This window comes from Arcobacter pernae, assembly GCF_049472135.1.
Taxonomy (GTDB): Bacteria; Campylobacterota; Campylobacteria; order Campylobacterales; family Arcobacteraceae; genus Arcobacter_B.
Genome location: NZ_JBMOVV010000003.1, coordinates 181,098 through 203,883 on the forward strand (window position 1 = coordinate 181,098; position 22,786 = coordinate 203,883).

Annotated in this window: 21 protein-coding genes; 13 read left to right on the forward strand and 8 right to left on the reverse strand. The window is 27.2% G+C overall.

Annotated elements, in window-relative coordinates:
- Nucleotides 1-135, forward strand: a complete 135-nt coding sequence (locus tag ACH5BF_RS04995) for a hypothetical protein (RefSeq protein WP_423273104.1) — start codon at nucleotides 1-3, stop codon at nucleotides 133-135.
- Here the strand turns inward: ACH5BF_RS04995 and ACH5BF_RS05000 are convergent.
- The 5 genes from ACH5BF_RS05000 to ACH5BF_RS05020 all read right to left on the reverse strand — a co-directional run bounded on the left by ACH5BF_RS05000 (nucleotide 132) and on the right by ACH5BF_RS05020 (nucleotide 3,785).
- Entirely contained in the window at nucleotides 132-1,178 is a 1,047-nt protein-coding gene (locus ACH5BF_RS05000; RefSeq protein WP_423273105.1) for a DHH family phosphoesterase, read from the reverse strand. The two genes, ACH5BF_RS04995 and ACH5BF_RS05000, sit on opposite strands and share 4 nt — an antisense overlap.
- Nucleotides 1,175-1,576 (reverse strand): Rrf2 family transcriptional regulator, encoded by a 402-nt coding sequence (locus tag ACH5BF_RS05005; RefSeq protein WP_423273106.1) that lies wholly within the window; start codon nucleotides 1,574-1,576, stop codon nucleotides 1,175-1,177. The genes ACH5BF_RS05000 and ACH5BF_RS05005 overlap by 4 nt, the downstream gene beginning before the upstream one ends.
- Nucleotides 1,577-1,744: 168 nt before the next feature.
- Nucleotides 1,745-2,017, reverse strand: a complete 273-nt coding sequence (gene rpsO / locus ACH5BF_RS05010) for a 30S ribosomal protein S15 (RefSeq protein WP_423273107.1) — start codon at nucleotides 2,015-2,017, stop codon at nucleotides 1,745-1,747.
- A 92-nt stretch (nucleotides 2,018-2,109) separates the two neighbouring features.
- The gene (gene purE, locus ACH5BF_RS05015) at nucleotides 2,110-2,637 is read right to left on the reverse strand and encodes a 5-(carboxyamino)imidazole ribonucleotide mutase (protein WP_423273108.1); all 528 of its coding nucleotides are present in this window, start codon (nucleotides 2,635-2,637) and stop codon (nucleotides 2,110-2,112) included.
- The gene (locus tag ACH5BF_RS05020) at nucleotides 2,634-3,785 is read right to left on the reverse strand and encodes a 5-(carboxyamino)imidazole ribonucleotide synthase (RefSeq protein WP_423273109.1); all 1,152 of its coding nucleotides are present in this window, start codon (nucleotides 3,783-3,785) and stop codon (nucleotides 2,634-2,636) included. The genes purE and ACH5BF_RS05020 overlap by 4 nt, the downstream gene beginning before the upstream one ends.
- A 210-nt stretch (nucleotides 3,786-3,995) precedes the next feature.
- Between ACH5BF_RS05020 and ACH5BF_RS05025 the strand changes: the two genes are divergently transcribed.
- On the forward strand, nucleotides 3,996-6,311 hold the full coding sequence (locus ACH5BF_RS05025) for an EAL domain-containing protein (protein WP_423273110.1): 2,316 nt from the start codon (nucleotides 3,996-3,998) through the stop codon (nucleotides 6,309-6,311).
- Nucleotides 6,312-6,314: 3 nt separating this feature from the next.
- Here the strand turns inward: ACH5BF_RS05025 and moaA are convergent, their stop codons facing one another.
- Nucleotides 6,315-7,286 (reverse strand): GTP 3',8-cyclase MoaA, encoded by a 972-nt coding sequence (moaA, locus tag ACH5BF_RS05030; RefSeq protein WP_423273111.1) that lies wholly within the window; start codon nucleotides 7,284-7,286, stop codon nucleotides 6,315-6,317.
- Between the two features lie 58 nt (nucleotides 7,287-7,344).
- Nucleotides 7,345-8,262 (reverse strand): glycosyl transferase, encoded by a 918-nt coding sequence (locus ACH5BF_RS05035; RefSeq protein ID WP_423273112.1) that lies wholly within the window; start codon nucleotides 8,260-8,262, stop codon nucleotides 7,345-7,347.
- Between the two features lie 87 nt (nucleotides 8,263-8,349).
- Here ACH5BF_RS05035 and ACH5BF_RS05040 point away from each other — a divergent pair, with 87 nt between their 5' ends.
- The 7 genes from ACH5BF_RS05040 (at nucleotide 8,350) to ACH5BF_RS05070 (ending at nucleotide 18,297) form a co-directional block, all read left to right on the forward strand.
- Nucleotides 8,350-9,015 carry a Crp/Fnr family transcriptional regulator gene (locus tag ACH5BF_RS05040; RefSeq protein ID WP_423273113.1) on the forward strand — a complete coding sequence of 222 codons (666 nt, stop codon included), beginning with the start codon at nucleotides 8,350-8,352 and terminating at the stop codon, nucleotides 9,013-9,015.
- A 107-nt stretch (nucleotides 9,016-9,122) separates the two neighbouring features.
- Nucleotides 9,123-9,854 carry a uroporphyrinogen-III C-methyltransferase gene (gene cobA / locus ACH5BF_RS05045; protein WP_423273114.1) on the forward strand — a complete coding sequence of 244 codons (732 nt, stop codon included), beginning with the start codon at nucleotides 9,123-9,125 and terminating at the stop codon, nucleotides 9,852-9,854.
- 61 nt (nucleotides 9,855-9,915) lie between these two features.
- Nucleotides 9,916-10,290 carry a hypothetical protein gene (locus ACH5BF_RS05050; protein WP_423273115.1) on the forward strand — a complete coding sequence of 125 codons (375 nt, stop codon included), beginning with the start codon at nucleotides 9,916-9,918 and terminating at the stop codon, nucleotides 10,288-10,290.
- Nucleotides 10,291-10,645: 355 nt separating this feature from the next.
- Complete coding sequence (gene nrfH, locus ACH5BF_RS05055; RefSeq protein ID WP_423273116.1) at nucleotides 10,646-11,185, forward strand: cytochrome c nitrite reductase small subunit; 540 nt, start codon at nucleotides 10,646-10,648, stop codon at nucleotides 11,183-11,185.
- A gap of 9 nt (nucleotides 11,186-11,194) precedes the next feature.
- Nucleotides 11,195-12,685, forward strand: a complete 1,491-nt coding sequence (gene nrfA, locus ACH5BF_RS05060; RefSeq protein ID WP_423273117.1) for an ammonia-forming cytochrome c nitrite reductase — start codon at nucleotides 11,195-11,197, stop codon at nucleotides 12,683-12,685.
- Between the two features lie 80 nt (nucleotides 12,686-12,765).
- On the forward strand, nucleotides 12,766-15,903 hold the full coding sequence (locus ACH5BF_RS05065) for a cytochrome c biogenesis protein (RefSeq protein ID WP_423273118.1): 3,138 nt from the start codon (nucleotides 12,766-12,768) through the stop codon (nucleotides 15,901-15,903).
- A 402-nt stretch (nucleotides 15,904-16,305) separates the two neighbouring features.
- Nucleotides 16,306-18,297, forward strand: a complete 1,992-nt coding sequence (locus ACH5BF_RS05070) for an EAL domain-containing protein (protein ID WP_423273119.1) — start codon at nucleotides 16,306-16,308, stop codon at nucleotides 18,295-18,297.
- A 27-nt stretch (nucleotides 18,298-18,324) separates the two neighbouring features.
- Here ACH5BF_RS05070 and serS read toward each other — a convergent pair whose 3' ends face one another.
- Nucleotides 18,325-19,563, reverse strand: coding sequence for a serine--tRNA ligase (gene serS / locus ACH5BF_RS05075; RefSeq protein WP_423273120.1), 1,239 nt, complete (start codon nucleotides 19,561-19,563; stop codon nucleotides 18,325-18,327).
- A gap of 235 nt (nucleotides 19,564-19,798) precedes the next feature.
- On the opposite strand from serS, the gene ACH5BF_RS05080 reads away from it, so the two are divergent.
- From ACH5BF_RS05080 to ACH5BF_RS05095, 4 genes are read left to right on the forward strand one after another with little or no spacing between them, the layout of a single operon-like run.
- A complete protein-coding gene (locus tag ACH5BF_RS05080) occupies nucleotides 19,799-20,545 on the forward strand; it encodes a DUF3450 domain-containing protein (RefSeq protein ID WP_423273121.1) in 747 nt (248 codons plus the stop codon).
- Nucleotides 20,545-21,858, forward strand: coding sequence for a MotA/TolQ/ExbB proton channel family protein (locus tag ACH5BF_RS05085; protein WP_423273122.1), 1,314 nt, complete (start codon nucleotides 20,545-20,547; stop codon nucleotides 21,856-21,858). The genes ACH5BF_RS05080 and ACH5BF_RS05085 overlap by 1 nt, the downstream gene beginning before the upstream one ends.
- A 1-nt stretch (nucleotide 21,859) precedes the next feature.
- Nucleotides 21,860-22,378 (forward strand): MotA/TolQ/ExbB proton channel family protein, encoded by a 519-nt coding sequence (locus ACH5BF_RS05090; RefSeq protein ID WP_423273123.1) that lies wholly within the window; start codon nucleotides 21,860-21,862, stop codon nucleotides 22,376-22,378.
- Entirely contained in the window at nucleotides 22,379-22,786 is a 408-nt protein-coding gene (locus tag ACH5BF_RS05095) for an ExbD/TolR family protein (protein WP_423273124.1), read from the forward strand. It abuts the gene before it with no gap.

The following is a 22,786-nucleotide window of genomic DNA, read 5'->3' on the forward strand; positions in this document are numbered from 1 at the left end:
ATGATTACAGCTATGAAAAAAGGGTTTGTATATTTCTTCTTTATAATTCTAATAATAAATATATTTCAAAGTTTAAATAAAAAAGATTTAAATGATGATATAAAAAAAGAAAATAGTTATATAAGTAAAGACTAGATCTTATCTAGTCTTTGTTGAATAAAGTTCTTCACTTCTTCATAATGAATAGTCTCTTTAAAGTCTTCAAACTTTGCACCAGAGGCATTTACATGTCCTCCACCATTTGCAAGTTTTTGAGCCATTATTGAAACATCTACTTTTCCATCAGCTCTAAAAGAAGCATTTCCTTTTCTTCCAATATCAATAAAGAAATCATAATCAGGATTTGCTTTTAAAAATGCATTTGCAGGAATAGAGATTGAACCTAAACAGTAAGATAATAAACCTTTATGACCTTGGTATGTTACTGTCAAATTCTCTTTTACATCAGCTAATGTTTTTACTAAATATTTTGCACTTAGATTATCTAAAGTGTCATCTTTTTTATCAAGCATTAAAAACTCTTTTTTGAAAGAGTGTACTTGATTATCAAGTTTAATATTTCCATCTTTTTCATTTATAAAATCAATAGCTTTTTTTAATAAAAAGATTCTATAATCTCTATTTAAATCAGCAAAAAGAACATTATTTATCTCTCTTGCTTTTGTAACCATTGACATTAAAACTTTTCCAAATTCAAAGTTTTTGTATTCGTCTTCTAACCAAATATCAATTGCATTAATTGCATCTACTAAAGGTTTCATCCATGCACTTGTATCACATACAAAACCTTCATACTCTTCAAACATATAATCATATACTATTTTTGTAGCACATCTAGTAGTATCTAAGTAGTACCAATGAAATTTATCAGCACTTTTTTGACCTGTAGCATGGTGATCTAAAAGTTGAAGTTTTATATTAAATCCATCTTTAATTAAGTTCGATACATCTTTATCTAAATCTTTTGATTCTTGAAAAGTAAGATTTAAATCACTAATTAAAAATAGAATCTCTTCATCTTTATACTCTTGTATTTGTTCTAAAACTTTTTTTATACAAAGTTTTACTTCTAAACCATAATTTGCATTATAAAAAAAGCCTTCTTTGAAGTACTCTTTTGTAATTAAGTGACAACCATAACCATCTAGGTCATTATGAGAAATATGAAATAGTTTCATGAAGCAATATCTTTTAAAGTTAATTCTTCTAAAAAGCCATTGATTTTAGATTGTAGATTGTTTAAAAGTGGCCAAATAGTACATAGCATACCCTTTTGACTAGGGCAACTATCAATTGATGGTGCACACTCAAAAACTGATGGTATTTTTTCTTCTGCTGCTGTAGTAATCTCTAATATTGTAATTTCATCCCACGATTTATTTAGTGCAAACCCACCGTTTACACCTCTATGAGATATAACTATCTCATGTTTCGCTAGATTTTGCATAATTTTTGCTAAAAATGATTTTGAAATGTCTAGTTCTTTTGATAATACATCTACGTTCTTTGGATTCTCGCTTTTTGCTATAGAAATCAATGAAAGTAATGCATATTCACTCTTTTTTGTTAATAACATTTTTATCCCGATATTTTTTATTATTTGTATTTTACAAGAAGTATGGTTAAGATAAGTTATTATGAAGTGTTAAAAATGATAATTAGTATTTGTTTTGTTTAATAAAGGCAAAAAAAAAGGTTTACAAGAAAACTTGTAAACCTTTTTTTAATTTATCAAATAGACTAATTACTTAGCTCTAATTCCTAATTCTGCTACTAATTCAGTAAATTCAGTGTAAGATTTAGCTTTTAAGTATTTTAATAATCTTTTTCTTTTTCCAACCATTTTTAAAAGACCTAATCTTGAAGAGTGATCTTTTTTGTTAATTTTTAAGTGCTCAGTTAATACTTTAATTTGCTCTGTTAAAATTGCAATTTGTACTTGCGCTGAACCTGTATCTCCGTCTTTTTTTGCATGTTTTGCTATAATACTTGCTTTTACGTCCTGATCTAAAGCCATCATGACCTCCTAATAGGTATATTTATTTTCTCACTTACAATAAGTGGTCGCGAATTATACTTAAGTTAAATTAAAGTTGGTTTAATTTCTACTTATTTTCCCATTTCTTTTAAATATTTTTCATATTTAATATCTTCAAGTTTAACAGCTTTTGTTTCAACTTCATTTCTCATTTGTTTTTTATATGCAGAGATTTTATTTCTTACTTCTTTTGATTTTACACCAATTGTTTGAGCTGCTAATATTCCTGCATTTTTAGAATTGTTAATTGCAACAGTTGAAACTGGAACTCCACCTGGCATTTGAACAATTGATAATAATGAATCTAAACCACTTAATGAAGAAGTCTTAACAGGAACTCCAATTACTGGTAAAGCTGTTAAAGAAGCAACCATACCTGGTAAATGTGCTGCACCCCCAGCACCTGCAATAATAACTCTTAAACCTCTTTTTTCAGCTTTTTTTGAATACTCAAAAAGTTTTTCAGGTGTTCTGTGTGCTGAAACAATTGTTAACTCATACTCAATTCCAAAAAACTCTAACATTTTTGCTGCATCTTGCATTACAGGTAAATCAGAGTCACTTCCCATAATAATTCCAACTAATGGCTTCTTACTCATACTTTTTTGCTCCCTTTAATTTTTAAAATTTCTTTAGCTTTTTCTACTTTTTCTAATGCACCATCTACACAATCATCTAAAACAGTTATGTGTCCCATTTTTCTAAATGGTTTAGTCTCTTTTTTAGAGTAGAAGTGGAAAGATAATCCATCAATTTCTAATGCATCATGAATACCTTCAATTACTGGCTCACCAACATATCCTTCTTCTCCAAGTAAATTTACCATAGCAGCTGGTGAAATTAATTTTGTTGAACCTAAAGGAAGATTTGTTACAGCTCTAATAATTTGCTCAAATTGTGAAGTTGCACATGCTTCTACTGTGTAGTGTCCTGAGTTATGAGGTCTTGGAGCGATTTCATTTACTAAAAGTTCATCATTATTAGTTAAAAATAATTCAACCCCAAATATACCAACACCATCTAAAGCTTTGATAGAATCAATAGACATTTGTCTTGCTGCTTCTTCAATTTTAGAATCAATCTTTGCAGGAGCAATTACGATATCACAGATATTAACTCTATCATCAAATAGCATTTCAACTACTGGATAACAAGCTATTTCACCTTCAATATTTCTTGAAACCATAACAGCTAACTCTTTTTTGATATCAACTAACTCTTCAATAAAAGTCTCACCTGGTAATGCATTTGCTAAATCTTCTTTATCTTTTAATAAAGTGACACCTTTACCATCATATCCACCTTTTCTTGCTTTTTGAATAATTGGTAATCCAAAGCTCTCTAAATCAGCTGGTGTCTCAACATTTTTATATTTTGGAACAGGAATTCCTCTTTTATCTAAAAACTCTTTTTGTTTGAATTTATCTTGAATTAATTCAATTAAGTAAGGAGATGGATGGATATTGTTATCCTCATCATAAAGTTTTTTAAGAACTGTAGTATCAACGTGTTCTAACTCAAATGTAGTTACATCACACTCTTTTACAATTTGCTCTAATTTCTCTTTATCAAAAAAACCACCTACTATTTGCTTATCAGAAACTTGTGCAGCTGGACAATCTAATGTTGGATCAAGAATTGTTACATGAAACCCCATCTTTTTTGCTTTAACTGCCATGATTTTACCAAGTTGTCCACCACCAATAATTCCTAATTTCAAATTAGAATAGTTAAAATCTTTAGTCATTCACTTCCCTCTTTTGTATCTATAAAACCCTATGTTGGCTCATACTATATAATCGTGATTATATCTAAGTTTATCTATATTTCTTCTTTATAGGCTTATTTTAATGATGTTATTTTATCTATATAATTAAGTTATATTTTAATAATTTTAATTTTTTATGATATAATATTGATTAATTTTTATACATTATTTTTAAAGGCTTTTTATTTTATGACAAAGATTTTGATTATTGAAGATTCAAAAACATATAGTAATACATTACTTGCCCTACTAAGAAAAAAAGATTTTGAAATCCTTCAAGCCTTTACTTTAGAAGAAGCCCATAAAATAATACAAAACAATAGTGATATTGATTATATACTACTAGATTTAGTTCTACCTGATGGTGAAGGGGATGAACTAATAATTGACTTATCTTCAAAGCAACTTGATGCAAAAATCATAGTTCTTACAGGAAGCAATGATATTCAAAGAAGAAACTATCTTTTTGAACATGGAGTGATTGATTATTTTTCAAAAGAGACACCTTTAAAAACTCTTGTAAAAGACCTACATGATTTAATTATTAGCCTATCAAAAAATAAAGAAAGAGAAATTTTAATTGTTGATGATTCTTCTTTTGTAAGAAGAACAATAAAAACAATTTTACAAACAAAAAACTACAAAGTATCTACTGTAAATAATGGTCTTGAAGCTATTGATTTTTTAAAAACAAATAGTAGAATAAACCTTATTTTTCTTGATTTAGAAATGCCAAAAGTTTCAGGGACACAGTTACTTGAAATTCTAAAAAAAGATGAAAGGTTTAAAACTATACCAATTATAATTCTTTCAAGTAGTGAAGATAGACAAAAATATGCTTATGTAATAAAAAATGGAGCTATTGATTTTATTAAAAAACCTTTTTTAACTGAAGAGATACTACTTAAAACTGATTTACATATCTCACAAGCAGAGTATATTGAAACCATAGCAGAACAAGCAAAAGAGCTAAATGAGTATAAAAGAGTTTTAAATGAAAGTGATATTATAAGTAAAACTGACCCTAGAGGTGTAATCACAGAAGCAAATGCAAAGTTCTGTGAAATCAGTGGCTACTCGCAAGAGTATTTAATAGGAAAACCACATAATATTGTAAGACATCCAGATGTACCAAAAAAAGTCTATGAAGAAGTTTGGAAACAAGTAAAAGCACATAAAACTTTTAAAGGTATTATCAAAAACCTAAGAAGAGATGGTACCTCATATTATGTTGATGCAACTATATCTCCTATTATTGATATTGATGGAAATATAAAAGAGATTATTGGTATAAGACATGATATTACTGATGTTATGAATCCTAAAAAGCAGTTAATTGCTGATTTGTCATATTTAGAAAAACCTACTTTAATCTTTTTACAAATTGCTAACTATGAACTTTTTAAAGAGTTCTATTCAGAAACTTTAATGCATACTTTTGAATTTGAATTTGAACAAGTTATTTTAAACTATTTTCCAAGTGATTTTAATCTAAAAAAAGTTTATAATCTCAATAATGGACTTTTTGCTTTCTTAAAAAATGAAGAATTAACTGACTCAAAAATTCAATATACTCTAAAACAAGTAATTGAAAAGTTTAAAGAAATAGGTATTTCCTTTATGGAAACAAGCTATGATGTTGATATTTGTATTAGTTATGCAAAAGAAGGAAATCATCTTTTAGATGATGCATATTTAGCTATTCAACATGCTTTAAAATACAAAATTCCTATTTTAGATGCAAAGAACTTTCATAGAAGAGCACAAATTGAAGCACGAAATAAGTTAAAAAATATTGGCTTAATCAAAGATGCTTTAGCAAAAGAAGGAAGTTTTATTTCATACTTCCAACCAATTATAAACAATCAAACAAATGAAATAGAAAAATATGAATCACTAATTAGATTAATTGATAAAAGAGGGAATATTCTATCGCCTTTCCAATTTTTAGACGTTGCTAAAAAGACTGGTTACTATTCAGATATTACAGAACTAGTAATTCAAAACTCTTTTAATGCTTTAAATCACACAGACAAAGACATCACGATAAATCTATCTTCACTTGATATTGAAAATAGTAAGTTAAGAGAACTTTTATGGAAACTAATTAGTAAAGCTGAGAATAAAGGAAGAGTTACTTTTGAACTTTTAGAAGATGAAGAAGTGAAAGATTTTGAACTTGTAAAAGAGTTTATTCTAAAAAGTAAACTTGAAGCTGGAGTTACTATTGCTATTGATGACTTTGGTAGTGGATACTCAAATTATGAAAGGTTATTACAGTTTCATCCTGATATTTTAAAGATTGATGGCTCATTGATTAAAAATATTTTAACCGATGAATATAGTCAACATGTTGTTGAGTCAATAATTGTATTTGCTAAAAAACAAAAAATTAAAACAGTTGCAGAATTCGTAGGGAATGATGAAGTTTTACAAAAGATTAAAGAGTTAGGAATTGACTATTCCCAAGGATATTTTTTAGGAGAGCCTAAAAGACTCTTCTAAGATTTAACCACCTGTTTGATAAAAAGCTCTAGATGAAACTTCATTATCATCTTTAACAGACCATTTATTTTTTTCTGGTTTATTTGCTAATACTTTTTTTAATATTGCAGTTGCTTCATCAATTCTATTTGACCTTACTGCATCTTTTATACTCATTGCATCTTCAAAATATAAACAAGGGATAAGATAACCTTCTGCTGTTAATCTAATTCTATTACATGCAGAACAGAAATCATCTTTGTGTGGTTCGATTATTCCAAACTCATAACCATCCTCAAGCTTGTAGTATTGAGCAGGAGAGCTTGTATCTCTTGGTATTGTTTCAAAGTTTTTATATTTTTGAGATATTCTTTCTTTTATTTCATCAGAGTTTAAACCTTTTGCTCCATCTTTTGCATGATGATTTTCCATAAACTCAATAAATCTTACAGTATATCCTCTATGTTTACAAAACTCTAAAACTTCTAAAATATCATTATCATTTATTCCTTTAATAGGAACACAATTTATTTTTATTTTTAATCCTGCATCATCAGCTGCTTGAATACCTTCAAGTACAGTTTCTAATACATTTTTTTGAGCTACTTTAGCTGCTACGTCAGGTTTTAATGAATCTAATGAAACATTAATTCTTTTAAGACCTGCATCTTTTAATTTTTGTGCTGCTTTTGGAAGTAAAAAGCCATTTGTTGTTAAAGCTAAATCAATATCATTTTTATAATCATAAACCATTTTTATAAATTGATCTAAGCCTTCTCTTAAAAGAGGTTCTCCTCCTGTAATTCTAACTTTCTTTACTCCCTCGTCAATTGCAACTTTTATAAATTTGAATAAGTCTTCATATGAAAGTAGATTCTCTTTTGGTACCCATGAAAATGGTTTTTCAGGCATACAGTATTGACATCTAAAATTACATCTTTCAGTAACTGATACTCTTAAATAATCTACTTTTCTTCCATGTCCGTCAATTAACATCTCTAATCCTAAAATTTCTATTCATTAAGGATAATATAATTTTCCTTAAAAGGTAAAATTAATTTAACCTTTTCCAAGCTTCATCTAATGAATTGACTCTATTTGTAAACACTAAATATAATGCAATATTAAATTTAGCTAGTTTAATAATCTCTTCACTTGGATTGTTTACAATCTCTAAAGCTTCGTCTAAACTAATATTTTCAAACTCTTTATCATAAGTAATACCATAATCTTTTAAAGAAAATGAAGTTTCTACAATATTTTCGTCAACTTTTCTCCAATATTTACCATCTTTAAATACTTCAGGGCTTCCCTCACTAGCTTTAACGACAATAACTTCTTCAAAATCTTCTTCAAAAATCTCTAAATACTTTTGAACATATGGTTTATGAAAAGCAGTTGTAACACCAAACTGACTTAAACCTGGATTTAGAAGTTTTTCAACTGTGTTAAATGCTGTTCTTAAACCAAGTTCATGTCTTAATGGTGTTAAATCACTTAACTTTGTTAAATACTCTTTTCTATCAAAAAAATGTAAATATTCACATTTTCCCATCCTATCAAAAACATCTTTTGTAGTTAATCCATTTTTAGCAGGTTGCACTAAATCTCCTGAAATAACTAAATTCAGTCTTCTAATATCACTATTTTTTTCAAAAAACTCTTTTAGAATATTTTCATATAATGGAAATAAAAAAGGATTTTTTACTCTTCCATCAAAAGAATAACCAAGTTCTAAAGAATCATCTATTTTTTTTGTATGCATAAAAGATTTTAAAGCTTTTACCGTTCCTTTAAGTTCTGTAATTGTTTCAAACTTTGTTCTCCATGCAATCAAGAATGCACCAATTTGAGCATCTGTTACTTCTTTATTTAAAATCAATTTAATTGCATCAATAATCTCTTCTTCTAAAAGCTCTCTATTTCCTTTTGGACCTGTTCCAACTGCTTTTATATATTTCTTAAAACTCATTTTTTACCTTATAAATATTTCATTTAATTTATTTCTTTTGTAGGATAATATACAATTGCTTAAAAATGACAAATCAAAAGGTTTATTTTGCCAATTCATAAAACAATCTCTAAAATAAGTTTTTTTAATAGTTTATCCAAAGAACAATTACTTAAAATTGCTTCTATTTCAAATATAATAAACTACCATAAAAACTCTATCTTATACTATGAAAGCGATACCTCAAACAATCTGCTTTTTTTAGTATCAGGATTAATCAAAATTTATAAAATTGATAAATTTGGCAATGAAGTTTTTCTATATCACATTTATGAAAATTCCATAATTTCTGAACTCACATCATTAAAAAATGAGGAAATCTATTGTTTTTCAAATGCTGAGTTTGTTGAAGAATCAATAATACTATCAATTGATTTTAAAAAGTTTCAAGAACAGTTTTTATCAAAAAATATTTTAACTATGGAACTAATGGAAATTCTTCTAAAAAAAACTCATCAACTTCAATGTATAGTAAATAGAGAATTAGTATTTGATGCAACTGCAAAAGTTGCATTTATGTTAAATCAAAATATTGAGATATTTAATAAATTAAAAAGACAAGAAGTATCTTTTATGCTACATATTCAACCTGAAACATTATCAAGAGTTCTAAAAAGATTAGCTAGAAATAAAACTATTGAAATAGAAGCAGGTAAAGTGAAAATTATAAATGAAAAAGAGCTAATATCAACATTTAAGGGTGTTGGAATTTAAATAAAAGTCATTATATTTTAAATGAATTTAATCCCTAGTATTTTAATATACTATAATTTTATAAGGTATATTTTAGTATACTTAACAAAAATAAATCAAGGTAATAAATGGCAAACGTATATTTAACTGGAGCTGGTCCAGGTGATATAGAGCTTATGACTGTAAAAGCATTAAAAGTTGTTCAAAATGCTGATGTAATTATATATGATAGATTAGCTAATAGCGAAATACTAAAAGAAGCAAAAAAAAATGTAGAACTTATTTTTGTGGGAAAAGAAAAAGGAAATCATAGAGTCCCTCAAGATGAAATAAATGAAATTATTTATCAATGTGCTTTAAAATATGAAAATGTAGTAAGATTAAAAGGTGGAGATCCATTTGTATTTGGTAGGGGTGGAGAAGAAGCTTTATACCTAAAAAAAAGAAATATTAATTTTGAAATTATACCAGGAGTTACTTCTGCCATATCTGTTCCTGCTTATGCTGGAATACCTATTACACATAGAGGTATAACACCATCTTTTAGAGTTGTAACAGGACATAGAAAAAGCAGTGACAATATTGCAGAGATTAATTGGAAAAGTTTTATTGAAGATGAAACTATAGTATTTTTAATGGGATTACATAATATAGAACTTATTGTAAATAAATTATTAGAAGTTGGTAAAAACAAAGACTATCCATGTGCGATAATTAGTAATGGTACTACAAAAAATCAAAAAACTATCACAGGAACATTAGACAATATAATTGAAAAGTCAAAAAATGCAGTAAGTCCAGCTATTATTATAGTAGGAGAAGTTGTTAACCTAAGAGAAGAACTTAAGTGGTTTGATTAAAACTTTTGTACTTCAATAACTACTTTACATTCTATTCACAATAATATTATAAAATACTATTATGAATAGAATACTACTTTTAACATTACTAATTAATTTAAATTTTATAGAAGCAGCAGAAATAAAAGCTTATGCCATTGGTATTTTTGATAAAAAAGGAAATGGTGAAAATATACAGCACACAAGAAAAAGTAAAAATGATTATAATGGCATTTGCTACTCAAAAGTGATACTCTTTTCAAAATATCAAAAAGTTAATGTTGAAGTTGAAATCGGAAACTCTAAAGGACACTTTGAAAAATCAATTAGTATATTTAATAAAAATAAAATAAAGATTGCAGAAGAACTTACATTTAAACACTATTCTTTAAAAAATGGATATTTTAAAGTCAAAGTAAATGGAGTATTAAAAGATAGTAAAGTATATATCAAATAAAAATGTTATTAAAAAATAACTTTTATTTCCTCTCAAAAAATTCCAAAAAGATATTATTTATTTTTTTAAAGTTACAAATTAATTACAAATAATAAAAAGTTAATAATATTTTACTTTTTCTTTTAATAAGCATTTATACTGATAAACATATTATCAAAAACTATCGTTAAAATAGTCAAACTGCCTTTAAATAGGCTTTATATAATGAATAAGTATTTATAAAAGCAATATTTACTTTATATTAGATATAAGATAAATTTATATTTAATATAAATATTATTCATTTTCTTGACCTAGGTCAATACAATTAAGGAAAATAAGTTTTATAATGTCAAAGTGACTTAAAGGATTTATGATGGAAAAGAACAAAAAAATTGTTGTTTATGGAGCAATTTTGAGCCTTCTTATAGCATCTTCTCTTTTTATGTACACGGTTTATGCATCAAACATGCTGTCATATTTATCAAGTGATCCTAAAGCCTGTATCAATTGTCATACAATGAATTCTGCGTATGCAACATGGGAAAAAAGTTCACATAAAAATGTGGCAAAGTGTATTGATTGTCACCTGCCTGTAGGGGATGCTGTAGCTAAATATCAAGCTAAAGCAATAGATGGGTGGAATCATTCAGTTGCATTCACATTAAACACTTATAAGAATAATATTCAAATAGGTGAAGATGGGGCAAGTCGTGTTCAAGCAAACTGTGTTAGATGTCATGCAAGTGAAAATGCAACACTTAAAATGAATGCTGACAAATATCACAATGCAGAAGATGGAAGTCTTGAAAATGGTAGGAAATGTTGGGAGTGTCACAAGTATGTGCCACATGGAAAAGTTAGAAGTTTAATTTCAACACCTTATAATCTTGGAATTAAACAGCATATGAAATAGAGGTTCATTATGAAAAAATACAAAATACTACTTGTTATAAGTATAATAGCAATTGGTTTAATGTCTGCGTTAATAGCTTCAATTAATGAAAAAAAAGTAGAACAAGCACAAATAGAGCAAGTACCTAAAATAGACAGATGGGAAACAAAAAATGAAGAGTTTAGAAAACATTATCCAAGACAATTTGATTCTTGGAAAGAAACAAAACACTCTGATGAAATAGAAGATATGCTAAAAAAATATCCTGAACTAGTTGTTTTATGGGCAGGATATGGTTTTGCAAAAGATTACAATGCACCAAGAGGTCACTTCTATGCAGTTGAAGATAATAGAAATACTCTAAGAACAGGGGCTCCTGAAGATGATAAAACAGGACCTATGCCAACAGCATGTTGGACATGTAAATCACCTGATGTACCAAGAATTATGGATAAAGAAGGTGATATGGAGTATTATACAGGAAAATGGGCTAAATATGGTTCTGATATTATAAATCCTATTGGATGTGTTGACTGTCACAATCCAAAAACAATGGAACTTCAAGTAAATAGAGAATACTTAAATGAAGGACTTAAAGCTGCTGGAGAGAAATCTCTAGAAGATGCTACACAACAAGATATGAGATCAATGGTTTGTGCACAATGTCATGTTGAATACTATTTCAAAAAAACACCACTAGCTGATGGTAAAAAAGCAGCAGTAGTTACTTTACCATGGGGAGAAGGAACAACTGTTGAAGCAATGGAAAAATACTATGATAATTTAGAATTCAAAGACTGGACTCATAAAATATCAAAAACTCCAATGTTAAAAGCTCAACACCCAGGTTGGGAAATGTGGAAAACAGGTGCACATGGAAGAAACAATGTATCTTGTGCAGATTGTCATATGCCATATACGCAAGAAGGTGGTATTAAATATACTGACCACAAAATTGGTAATCCTCTTGAAAATATGGACAAATCTTGTATGAATTGTCATAGAACAAGTGAGAAATCTCTTTTAGATAATATAAATAAAAAAAGAGAGAGAAAAGATGATTTACATAAAAAAGCTATGACTGCTATTGCAAATGCTCACTTAGAAGCTGGAAAAGCTTGGGAAGTAGGAGCAACAAAAGAAGAAATGGCGCCAGTTTTAAAAGATATTAGACATGCTCAATGGAGATGGGACTATGCAGTTGCTTCACACCCTGCTTTCTTCCATGCACCAGAAGAGACATTAAAAATATTAGGTACAGCTTTAGAGAAAGCAGGAAATGCAAGAATAAAATTAGCTAAAATACTTGCTAAATATGGTGCAAGTGATTATGTAGCACCAGTTATAAAAACAAAAAAACAAGCTCATGAGATTATTGGATTGCCATTTGATAAACTAGTAGAAGATAAGAAAAAATTCCAAAATGGTTTAATGCAAGAATGGAAAAAAGAGGCTCAAGAAAAAGGCTTATATAACCCTGAATCTACAAAAGGTATAGAAGATAAAACTTCATACAACTAGAAAGTAAAAAAGGAGTCATAACTCCTTTTTTCTTCTATAAAAATCTAAAACTATCTCATAAAATACAGAACGGAACTTCTATGAAAAAAATATTCAAATCATTATTTAGTATGCAATCAATGATAATTCTACTATTTTTTATGGCTGTATCATGTGCAATGGCGACCTTTGTAGAAAATGATTTTGGACCATTAGGTGCTAAATCTTTTGTATATGGACAAAGATGGTTTGAAACCATAATGTTCTTATTAACTATAGGAGTTGTTTTTAATATTATTTGGTTCAAAATGTATAAAAAAGATAAATTCTTTGTTTTTTTTATACATATTTCTTTTATATTCATTTTATTAGGTGCAGGTCTTACTAGATATTTAGGATATGAAGCTTATATGACTATTCCTGAGGGAAGTTTACAAAATAAGATGCTATCAAATGATGAATATATACAAATAAAAAACAATGAAAAGATCATTTTTGAAAAAAAAGTTTTAATGACTCCTTTATCACAAAGTTCAGTTAATTTTAACACTAAAATAAATAATGAAGAACTAACTGTAGAATTTAATAGATTTGTAGAAAATGCTGTAGAAAAAATTGTACCATCAGAAGATGGAAAAAGTTTAATTAATATACTTCTTACAACACCAAAGGGTACAAGAAGTATTGATTTAGAAGACCAAAATAGTATAGAAACTGATTTTTTAACCTTTTCATTAAATAAAGAGATTAAATCATCAAAGCCTACTATTTACTTTGAAACAAAAAACAACCAGCTTTACATAAAATCAAATATTAAAAGCAATGTTTATACAAAAGATTTAAAGAAATTTAAAACTATTGAAGCTGATACTTCTACCACTTTATTATTAGAAAAAATTTATAGAATTGGCCAAACACAATTTATGATAAATGAGGCTACAAGCAAAGGTGTATTAAAAACAGTTAGCACAAGTAATAATCTACCAAAAGAAAAACGACTAAATGCTGTTGTTTTAAATCTGACATATAAAAATCATACAAGAGAGGTTTCATTATTTGGAAAAGGTGGAGCAACAAAAGGTTATCAGAGAATTATCACATTAGATGATAAAAACCTTTCTTTATCATGGGGTGCAAAAGAGTTAGAATTGCCTTTCTCAATTCTCTTAAATGATTTTAGACTTACTAGATATCCTGGTTCAAACTCTCCTTCAACATATGAAAGTGATTTAAAAATCTATGATAAAGTTGATAAAAATAGTTTTGAATATACAATTTTTATGAATAATGTTTTAGACTATAAAGGATATAGATTTTTTCAGTCATCATACAAACAAGATGAATCAGCTACTATATTATCAGTAAATAAAGACCCGGGAAAAACACCTACATATATAGGATATTTTTTATTATTTACAGGGTTAATATTGAGTCTATTTATGAAAAAAAGTCGATTTAGTAAACTTGCAAGAAAAAAATATACATTAGAAGATATTAAGAAAACTTACTATTCTAAGAAAGTAATTTATTCATTTTTTATTGTATTAATAGCTATTAATACACCAAATCAAAGTTTTGCAAATGAGCAACTACTAAAAAATAATCCTGAGGTTTTGAATATAAACAAGGAACATGCAAAAAACTTTGGAAGTCTATTAGTTCAAGATTATCAAGGAAGAATAAAACCAATTAACTCATTAGCTATTGAAATTATAAATAAAATCAGTAGAAAAAATGAACTTTATTCACTAGATGCAAACCAGTTTTTTTTAAGTATGATGCTTTATCCTGAGATTTGGCAAAAAATCAAATTTATAAAAATAAAAGACAAAAAATTAAAAAAACTAATTGGAATAGATGAAAATAGAAACACTATTAGTTTTTCAGATATTTATAACCAACAAGGAAACTATAAACTTCAAATTGCATTAGAAGAAGCAAATACAAAGAAACCTATCTTAAGAACTAATTTTGATAAAGATTTAATTAAAATAGATGAAAGATTAAATATAGCCTATACACTATTTACAGGAGATTTTCTTAGAGTATTTCCTAAAAAAGATGATTACAATAACAAATGGTTAAATATTAATGAAGCTATTAAACTTTTAATTGCAAAAGACTCCAATAAAATTAAAGAACTTATGGAGATCTACTATTTTTCATTAAATGATGCTACACAAAATAAACTTGATTGGGAAAAAGTAGATGAGGCTTTAGAAAATATCAAAAAATATCAAAAGAGTTATGCCTCAAGTATCATGCCAAATAGTTTTAAAATTAAAGCCGAGTTACTTTTTAATAAATACAATATTTTTGAAAGACTTACTCCATTTTATTTAATAGTTGGGGTTTTTATGCTTATTTTAGTTTTTATCAATATTTTTAAATCTAATGTAAATCTAAAAAAAATCACTAAAATTGTATTAGTATTATTAATTATTGCTTTTATAGTTCATACTATAGGACTTGCTCTTAGATGGTATATTAGTGGTCATGCCCCTTGGTCAAATGGCTATGAATCAATGATTTATATTGCATGGGCAATTATTTTATCAGGAATATTCTTTTCAAAACATTCTTATTTAGCCCTAGCCTCAACTACAATACTAAGTGGAGTAACACTATTTGTTGCTCACTTATCATGGATGGAACCACAAATAACAACATTAACTCCTGTTTTAAAATCTTATTGGTTAACAATTCATGTAAGTGTAATTACTGCAAGTTATGGATTTTTGGGACTTAGTGCTCTTCTTGGTTTTATATGTTTATGTTTATTTATTTTGGCAAATCCTAAAAAAGAAGATGATAATTTTTTTAATATATTACTTAGTATCAAAGAATCAAATAGAATAAGTGAAATGTCAATACTAATTGGTTTAGTTTTATTAGTAATAGGTAACTTTCTAGGTGGTATTTGGGCGAATGAATCATGGGGAAGATATTGGGGTTGGGATCCAAAAGAGACTTGGACACTAATATCTATTATAATCTATGCAATAATTATTCATTTAAAATATATTAAAAATATAATGACTGAATTCAATTTTGCAGTTTTATCTACACTTAGTTACTCATCTATAATTATGACATATTTTGGTGTAAATTATTACTTAGCAGGAAAACACTCTTATGCAGCAGGAGACCCAATACCTATTCCTACTTTTATTCCAGTTACACTTTTTATTATTTTTGTAGTGATTTTATTTGCATACAGAAATAGAAAAACAATATAAAAATACTAATATTAATTATTTTATGATAAAAATATCATATTTTTATCATAAAAGTTACAAATTAATTTCAAGTTTTAAAATTTTTTTAATATTCGTAGCATTAAAGTAGCATTTTTATTTTTTTTATGATATAATACTCCACATAAAACAAGAGGTTTTATCTTAATTATCTCTCCTTAGTTAAAAATTACGTAGCTGTAACAATTTTTTTCGAAGATGGAACTTCTTTTTTATAAACACATCGAAACAATCAGTTTAATCAAATTTCCCAAGCTTTACTTTTATATATTTCAACAACTTTTTATAAAGCTTGGTATCTTACACTATTCTTTATTTTTACATTTAACATATTTTTATTATAATCATAATATAATCTTTTAATAATAATTAAAAAGAGTTGAAATGTTTAAAAATTCTGAGATAAATGCACTCATTGAAAATGCAAAAAATATTAAAGTATTATACGCTGAAGATGAGCATTTAACAAGAAATACTGTCGAAAATCTACTAAATATCATTTTTGAAAATGTCCTTGTTGCTAAAGATGGAGAAGATGCTCTTGAAATATTTGAAAAAAATAATGATATTGATTTACTTATTACTGATATAAATATGCCAAAAATAAATGGTATTGAATTAGTAAAACAACTTAAAAACAAAAAACCAGACCTTGCAACGATTATAGTATCTGCTCATTCAGAGAGTAAATTTATGTTAGATGCAATAAAATTAAATGTTGATAACTTTATTTTAAAACCTTTTGAAGCACAACAACTTTTTGATGTAGTAAAAAAAGCTATCGAAAAGACTTCACTTAAAAAACAACATGAACGAAATCTAATGATATTAAAACAATATCAAGAGATAACAAACAAAAGCTCTATTATCTCAAAAACAGACCCTTCTGGTGTAATCACATTTGTAAATGATAACTTTTGTGAAATATCAGGTTACTCAAAAGAAGAACTTCTTGGTAAAAGCCATAATGTAGTAAGACACCCTGATAATTCTAAAGAGTTATTTAAAGAACTTTGGCACACAATAAAAATCAAAAAAGAGCCTTGGAGTGGTATTATTAAAAATCTTACAAAAGATGGGAAAAGCTATTTTGTAAAATCTACAATAAAACCACTTTTAGACCAAAACAACGAAGTTATAGAATATATGGCACTAAGAAATGATGTTACAGAAATCATGAGTGAGAAGAAGCAATTAATCGCCTCTTTAGAATCATATGAAAACTCTTTTTTAGCATTAATTCAAATTGAAAACTTTGATATATTAGATAAGTTTTATGATGCAACAACAGTATATAAGATAGAAGAAATCTTTGAAGACTTAATCGTAAGTTTATTCCCTGAAGATTGTAGTTTATATGAAAAGATTTTTAAATTAGGTGATGGACTATTTGCAATAAGTAATAGTATGAAAAATATTGAAAAAAATAAAATCAATATTGAATTAGAACTTTTAACACTAATTAAAAATACAAAAAACTCAACAATTAAATTTGATAACATTGAGTATGATGTATCTATTGCCGTTAGCTACTGTAATGGAGAAAAGAATGTTTATGAAAATGCAAAATATGGTATTGAAAAAGCTATTGAAGATAATAAAAGTTTGATTTTTGCGAATAATTTAGTTGAAGAAGCACATGAAAGAGCACAAAAAAATATCCAAACTATTCACATGGTAAAAAAAGCTTTAGATAACTGTAATATAGTTTCATATTTCCAACCAATAATTGAAAATAAAACAAAAAAAGTAGTTAAATATGAATCACTTGTAAGATTAATTGATGAAGAAGGAAGAACTATTTCTCCTTATTTCTTTTTAGATGTTTCAAAAAAAGGAACATATTATACAAAGATTACAAACAGAGTAATTGAGAGTTCTTTTAAAGTATTAGACCATATTACGAATAGTGTTAGTATTAACCTATCTGTTTTAGATATGGAAAATGATGATATAAAAAACAAACTTGTTGAACTTACATCAAAACCACAATACAAAGGTAGAGTAATCTTTGAACTTTTAGAAAATGAAAATATCAAAGATTTTGAGAGTGTAAAAGATTTTATTGCAAAAGTTAAAAAACTTGGTGATGTTAAAATTGCTATTGATGACTTTGGAAGTGGCTACTCAAACTTTGAAAGACTTTTAGAGTATACACCTGATATTTTAAAAATTGATGGAAGTTTAATAAAAAACATTGAAACAGATCCTTATAGTAGAAATGTTGTAGAAACAATAGTAACATTTGCAAAAAAACAGAATATTGAAACAATAGCAGAGTTTGTAGAAAATGAAAATATTTATAATATTTTAAATGAAATGGGAATTACTTACTCGCAAGGTTATTACTTTGGGAAGCCAGAGAAATTAATCTAAATAAAGAAAAAGACCTAAGTCTTTTTCTTACATATACTTTTTAAGAACTTCAGGAATTTCTACTGTTCCATCTTCTCTTTGATAGTTTTCCATAATAGCTAATAGTGTTCTTCCTACTGCTAAACTTGAACCATTTAATGTATGAGCCAATACATTTTTCTTTCCATCTTTATATCTGATTTTTGCTCTTCTTGCTTGGAATTCTCTTGTATTTGAGATAGATGAAATTTCTCTAAATTTTCCTTGACCTGGTAACCAAACTTCTAAATCTATAGTTTTAGCTGCACTAAATCCAAGGTCACCAGTACATAACATTACTTTTTGATGAGCAAGTCCTAGTGAACTTAATAAATCACTCGCACAAGCTACCATTTTTTCGAATACTTCTTCTGATTCTTCTGCTTTAGTAATAGCTACCATTTCAACCTTATCAAACTGGTGTTGTCTAATAAGACCTCTTGTATCTCTACCTGCACTACCTGCTTCTTTTCTAAAACAAGGTGTGTATGATGTAAGCATAAGTGGTAACTCTTCTGCTGGAAGAATTTCATCATTATAAAGATTTGTAAGTGATACTTCTGCTGTAGGAATTAAGTATAAGTCTTCACCTTCAATTTTAAATAAATCATCTTCAAATTTTGGTAATTGACCTGTTCCTTGAAGTGTATTTGTATTTGCCATAAATGGAACATACCACTCTTCAAAACCTCTTTGTCTGTTGAAATCTAACATGTAGTTGATTAAAGCTCTCTCTAATCTTGCACCCTCACCTCTAATTGCAGAGAATCTTGATTTTGCAAGTTTTACACCTCTTTCAAAGTCTAACCAACCATTATCTAAATCCCAGTGCTCTTTTGGTTCGAAATCAAAAGATGGTTTTTCACCGATAACTTCTAAAACAACATTTTCATCTTCATTTGCTCCATCAGGAACATTTTCATCTGGTAAATTTGGTACACCTAAAACAATTGAAGTTAACTTTTCTTCTAAATCCCTAACTTCATCTTCCATAGTTTGTTTTTTTGCTTTTAATTCATTGATATTTGCTTGAAGAGGAGCAATATCAAGTCCTTCTTTTTTATATCTTCCAAACTCTTTTGAAAGTTTATTTTGCTCAGCAGTAACATTTTCCATCTCTTGTCTTTTAAGCTTTGCTTCTTCTGAAATAGCTTTTAAGTTATCAAGTATTTGGGCATCTACACCTTTTCTAGTAAGTGCTGCAGCAACATTATCAAAATCTTTTTGTAGTAATCTTATATCAATCATCTTATTCTTTCATCTATAAAATTTTTGAGATTATATCTAAACTTTTCTATATGAAGGCTTTTAGAAAAAAAAGCTTTTCTTGTCATGTAAAGTATTGGCTAAGGTCATTATAAATTCAATTTGATTATGATTCTCAAAATTTAATACAAATGATATTGAAAATCATTTTTGTGATTTTATTGTGATTTGAAAAAGGCATAATCACAAAATAATGATTGTACACAAAAGGATAACAATGAAAAGAATATATAAAGCTATTCTACTTTTATCAAGTTTAAATATGCTGTTATATGCAAATACAATTGATAAATCTATTGGTATTTTAGAAGATACAAATAGCAAACTAAAGTCTTATCAAAAAAGTATTGACAAGAATGAAACTATAAAAGAAGAGTTATTAAATGAGTACAAATACACGACAAGTGCAATAAAAAGTACTACTATTTATAATAATCAACTATCTAAGATTATAGACTCACAAAAAGAAGAACTAAAAAGTTTAAATCAACAAATTATTGATATTGAACAAACACAAAAGAATATTTTTCCTTTAATGATTGATATGATTAAATCACTTAAAATGCTTGTTCAAAAAGATACACCATTTTTACTAGAAGAGCGAACAAACAGAGTTAAAAGACTTGAGAGTATTTTAGATAAAGCAGATATTCAAACACATGAGAAATATAGACTTATATTAGAAGCTTTTAAAGTTGAGTATGACTATGCAAAAACAATTGAGAGCTATCAAGAAAAACTAAATGACAAAACATACAATTTTTTAAGACTTGGTAGAGTTGCTTTATACTATCAAAGCTTAGACTTAAAAGAGTATGGATACTACAATAAAAGCACTAAAACATGGGATATTATAGAGGATTCAAACTCTAAATCAAATATTAGAAAAGCAATAAAAATAGCTAAAAAACAACAAAATGTTGATTTTCTTAATTTACCTTTTTTAGTGACAAAGGATAAATAATGATGAAATATATATTAACTTTAACTTTACTTTTCAACTGCGCTTTTTCACTTGATTTAAATAATATTTTACAAAATATCAAAGATGATTCATCACAAGAAATAAAAGAAGAACAAAAAAGATTACAAGAGTTTATTGAAGATAAGAATAGACAAGCTATTCTAGTAAAAGAAAAAAGAACTCTATTAAATACAATAGAGAAAAAAAGCCAAGAATTAAAAACAAAGATTGATGAAAATGAACTTCTTTTAGAAGAAAAAGAGACTGAACTTAAAAACAAATCTGCAAACTTAGGTGAGATGTTTGGAAGTGTAAGACAAATATCAGCAGACTTTTTAACAAACTATCAAAACTCATTTACAGCATCTCAAAACCCTTTAAAAGAAGAAGAGTTTATAAAACTTTCAAACTCTAAAAAACTTCCTAACTTAGAAGAATTACAATCTTTTTGGCATGCAATGCTAGATGAGATTATTCAATCAGGGAATATCTCAAAGTATGAAGCCTCAGTTATTTTAAATAGTGGAGAAAAGACTATAAAAGATGTTACTAGAGTTGGTCTTTTTGCAGCAGTTTCACAAGGAAAATATTTGACTTATTCAAGTGATATGAAATCTTTGATAGAACTAGCCATTCAACCAGATAGTTCTATTTTAAAACAAGCTAAAGAGTTTGAAAAGAGTAGTACAATCTCAAATATTACAATTGACCCAACAAGAGGAACACTTTTTGAGATGCTTGAAAATAACCCTACTATTTTAGATAGAGTAAATCAAGGTGGAGTTGTAGGATATATAATTCTTGCTCTTGGAGGTCTTGGTTTATTATTTGCTTTATATAAAATGATTGTTTTAAATATTGCTTCAATCAAAATAAAATCACAAATAAAAAACTTAGACAAGCCAAAAGATAATAACTCTTTAGGAAAAATAGCAGATATTTTCTATAAAAATCTAAATGATTCAATAAATGATTTAGAAATTAAAATCGGTGAAGCAATTTTAAAAGAAACAAATAAAATCAAAAAAGGTCAAAGCTTTGTAAAACTTCTAGCAGCGGTAACTCCTCTTTTAGGACTACTTGGAACTGTTACAGGGATGATTGCAACTTTCCAAGCTATTACTTTATTTGGAACAGGTGACCCAAAACTAATGGCAGGAGGAATATCAACTGCTTTAATTACTACTGTTTTAGGTTTAATCACTGCAATACCACTTCTTTTTGCATATACATATATCTCTTCAAAAGCTGAAGAATTAGTATCTATTTTAGAAGAACAAAGTATTGGACTACTTGCAAAAACGTTGAAATAAGATGATTGAATTATATTTAGATGATTTACTAGCCTTCTTTAATAAAGGAGGCTTTGTCCTATATATTGTGTTTGCTATTGCTTTATTTTTATGGACACTTTTAATTGAAAGATACATCTATATAAGTTTTGAATATAAAAAATATAGAAAAAAACTATTTGAAGATTCAAAAAATATAAATAAAGAAAATAGGTTTAAAGATGAAATAAAAAGAGCAATAGTTGAAGAAGCCAACTTCAAACTAAAAACTGGTCTTGATTTTATTAAAACATTGATTATTGTATGTCCATTGGTTGGTTTATTGGGAACTGTAACTGGAATGATTGAAGTATTTGATGTTATGGCAATAATGGGAACAAGTAATGTTAAATCAATGGCAAATGGTGTTTCAATGGCTACTATTCCAACAATGGCAGGAATGGTTGTAGCCTTAAGTGGAATACTATTTGAAAAAAGATTAGAGCTATCAATTAAATATCAAACACAAAAATTAGAACTTGAACTTTCAAAGGTTATATAAATGAGAAGATTTTCACAAAAACATCATAAAGAAGAGACGGAAATAAACTTAACTCCTATGCTAGATGTTGTTTTTATTATGCTTATATTTTTTATTGTTACAACATCTTTTGTAAAAGAAGCAGGTATCGAAGTAAATAGACCAAGTGCTGCATCAACTCAACAAAAAAGTGCTGCTAATATTCTAATTGCAATTAGAAATAACAATGAAATCTGGATTGATAAAAGAATGGTTGATATTAGATCAGTTAGAGCAAATATAGAAAAATTAAAAGCTACAAATACACAAAACTCTATTGTTATTCAATCAGATAGTGAGTCTAAAACTGGAATTTTAGTACAAGTTATGGATCAAATTAGACTTGCTGGTATTTTTAACATCTCAATATCAACACTAAAAGAGAACTAA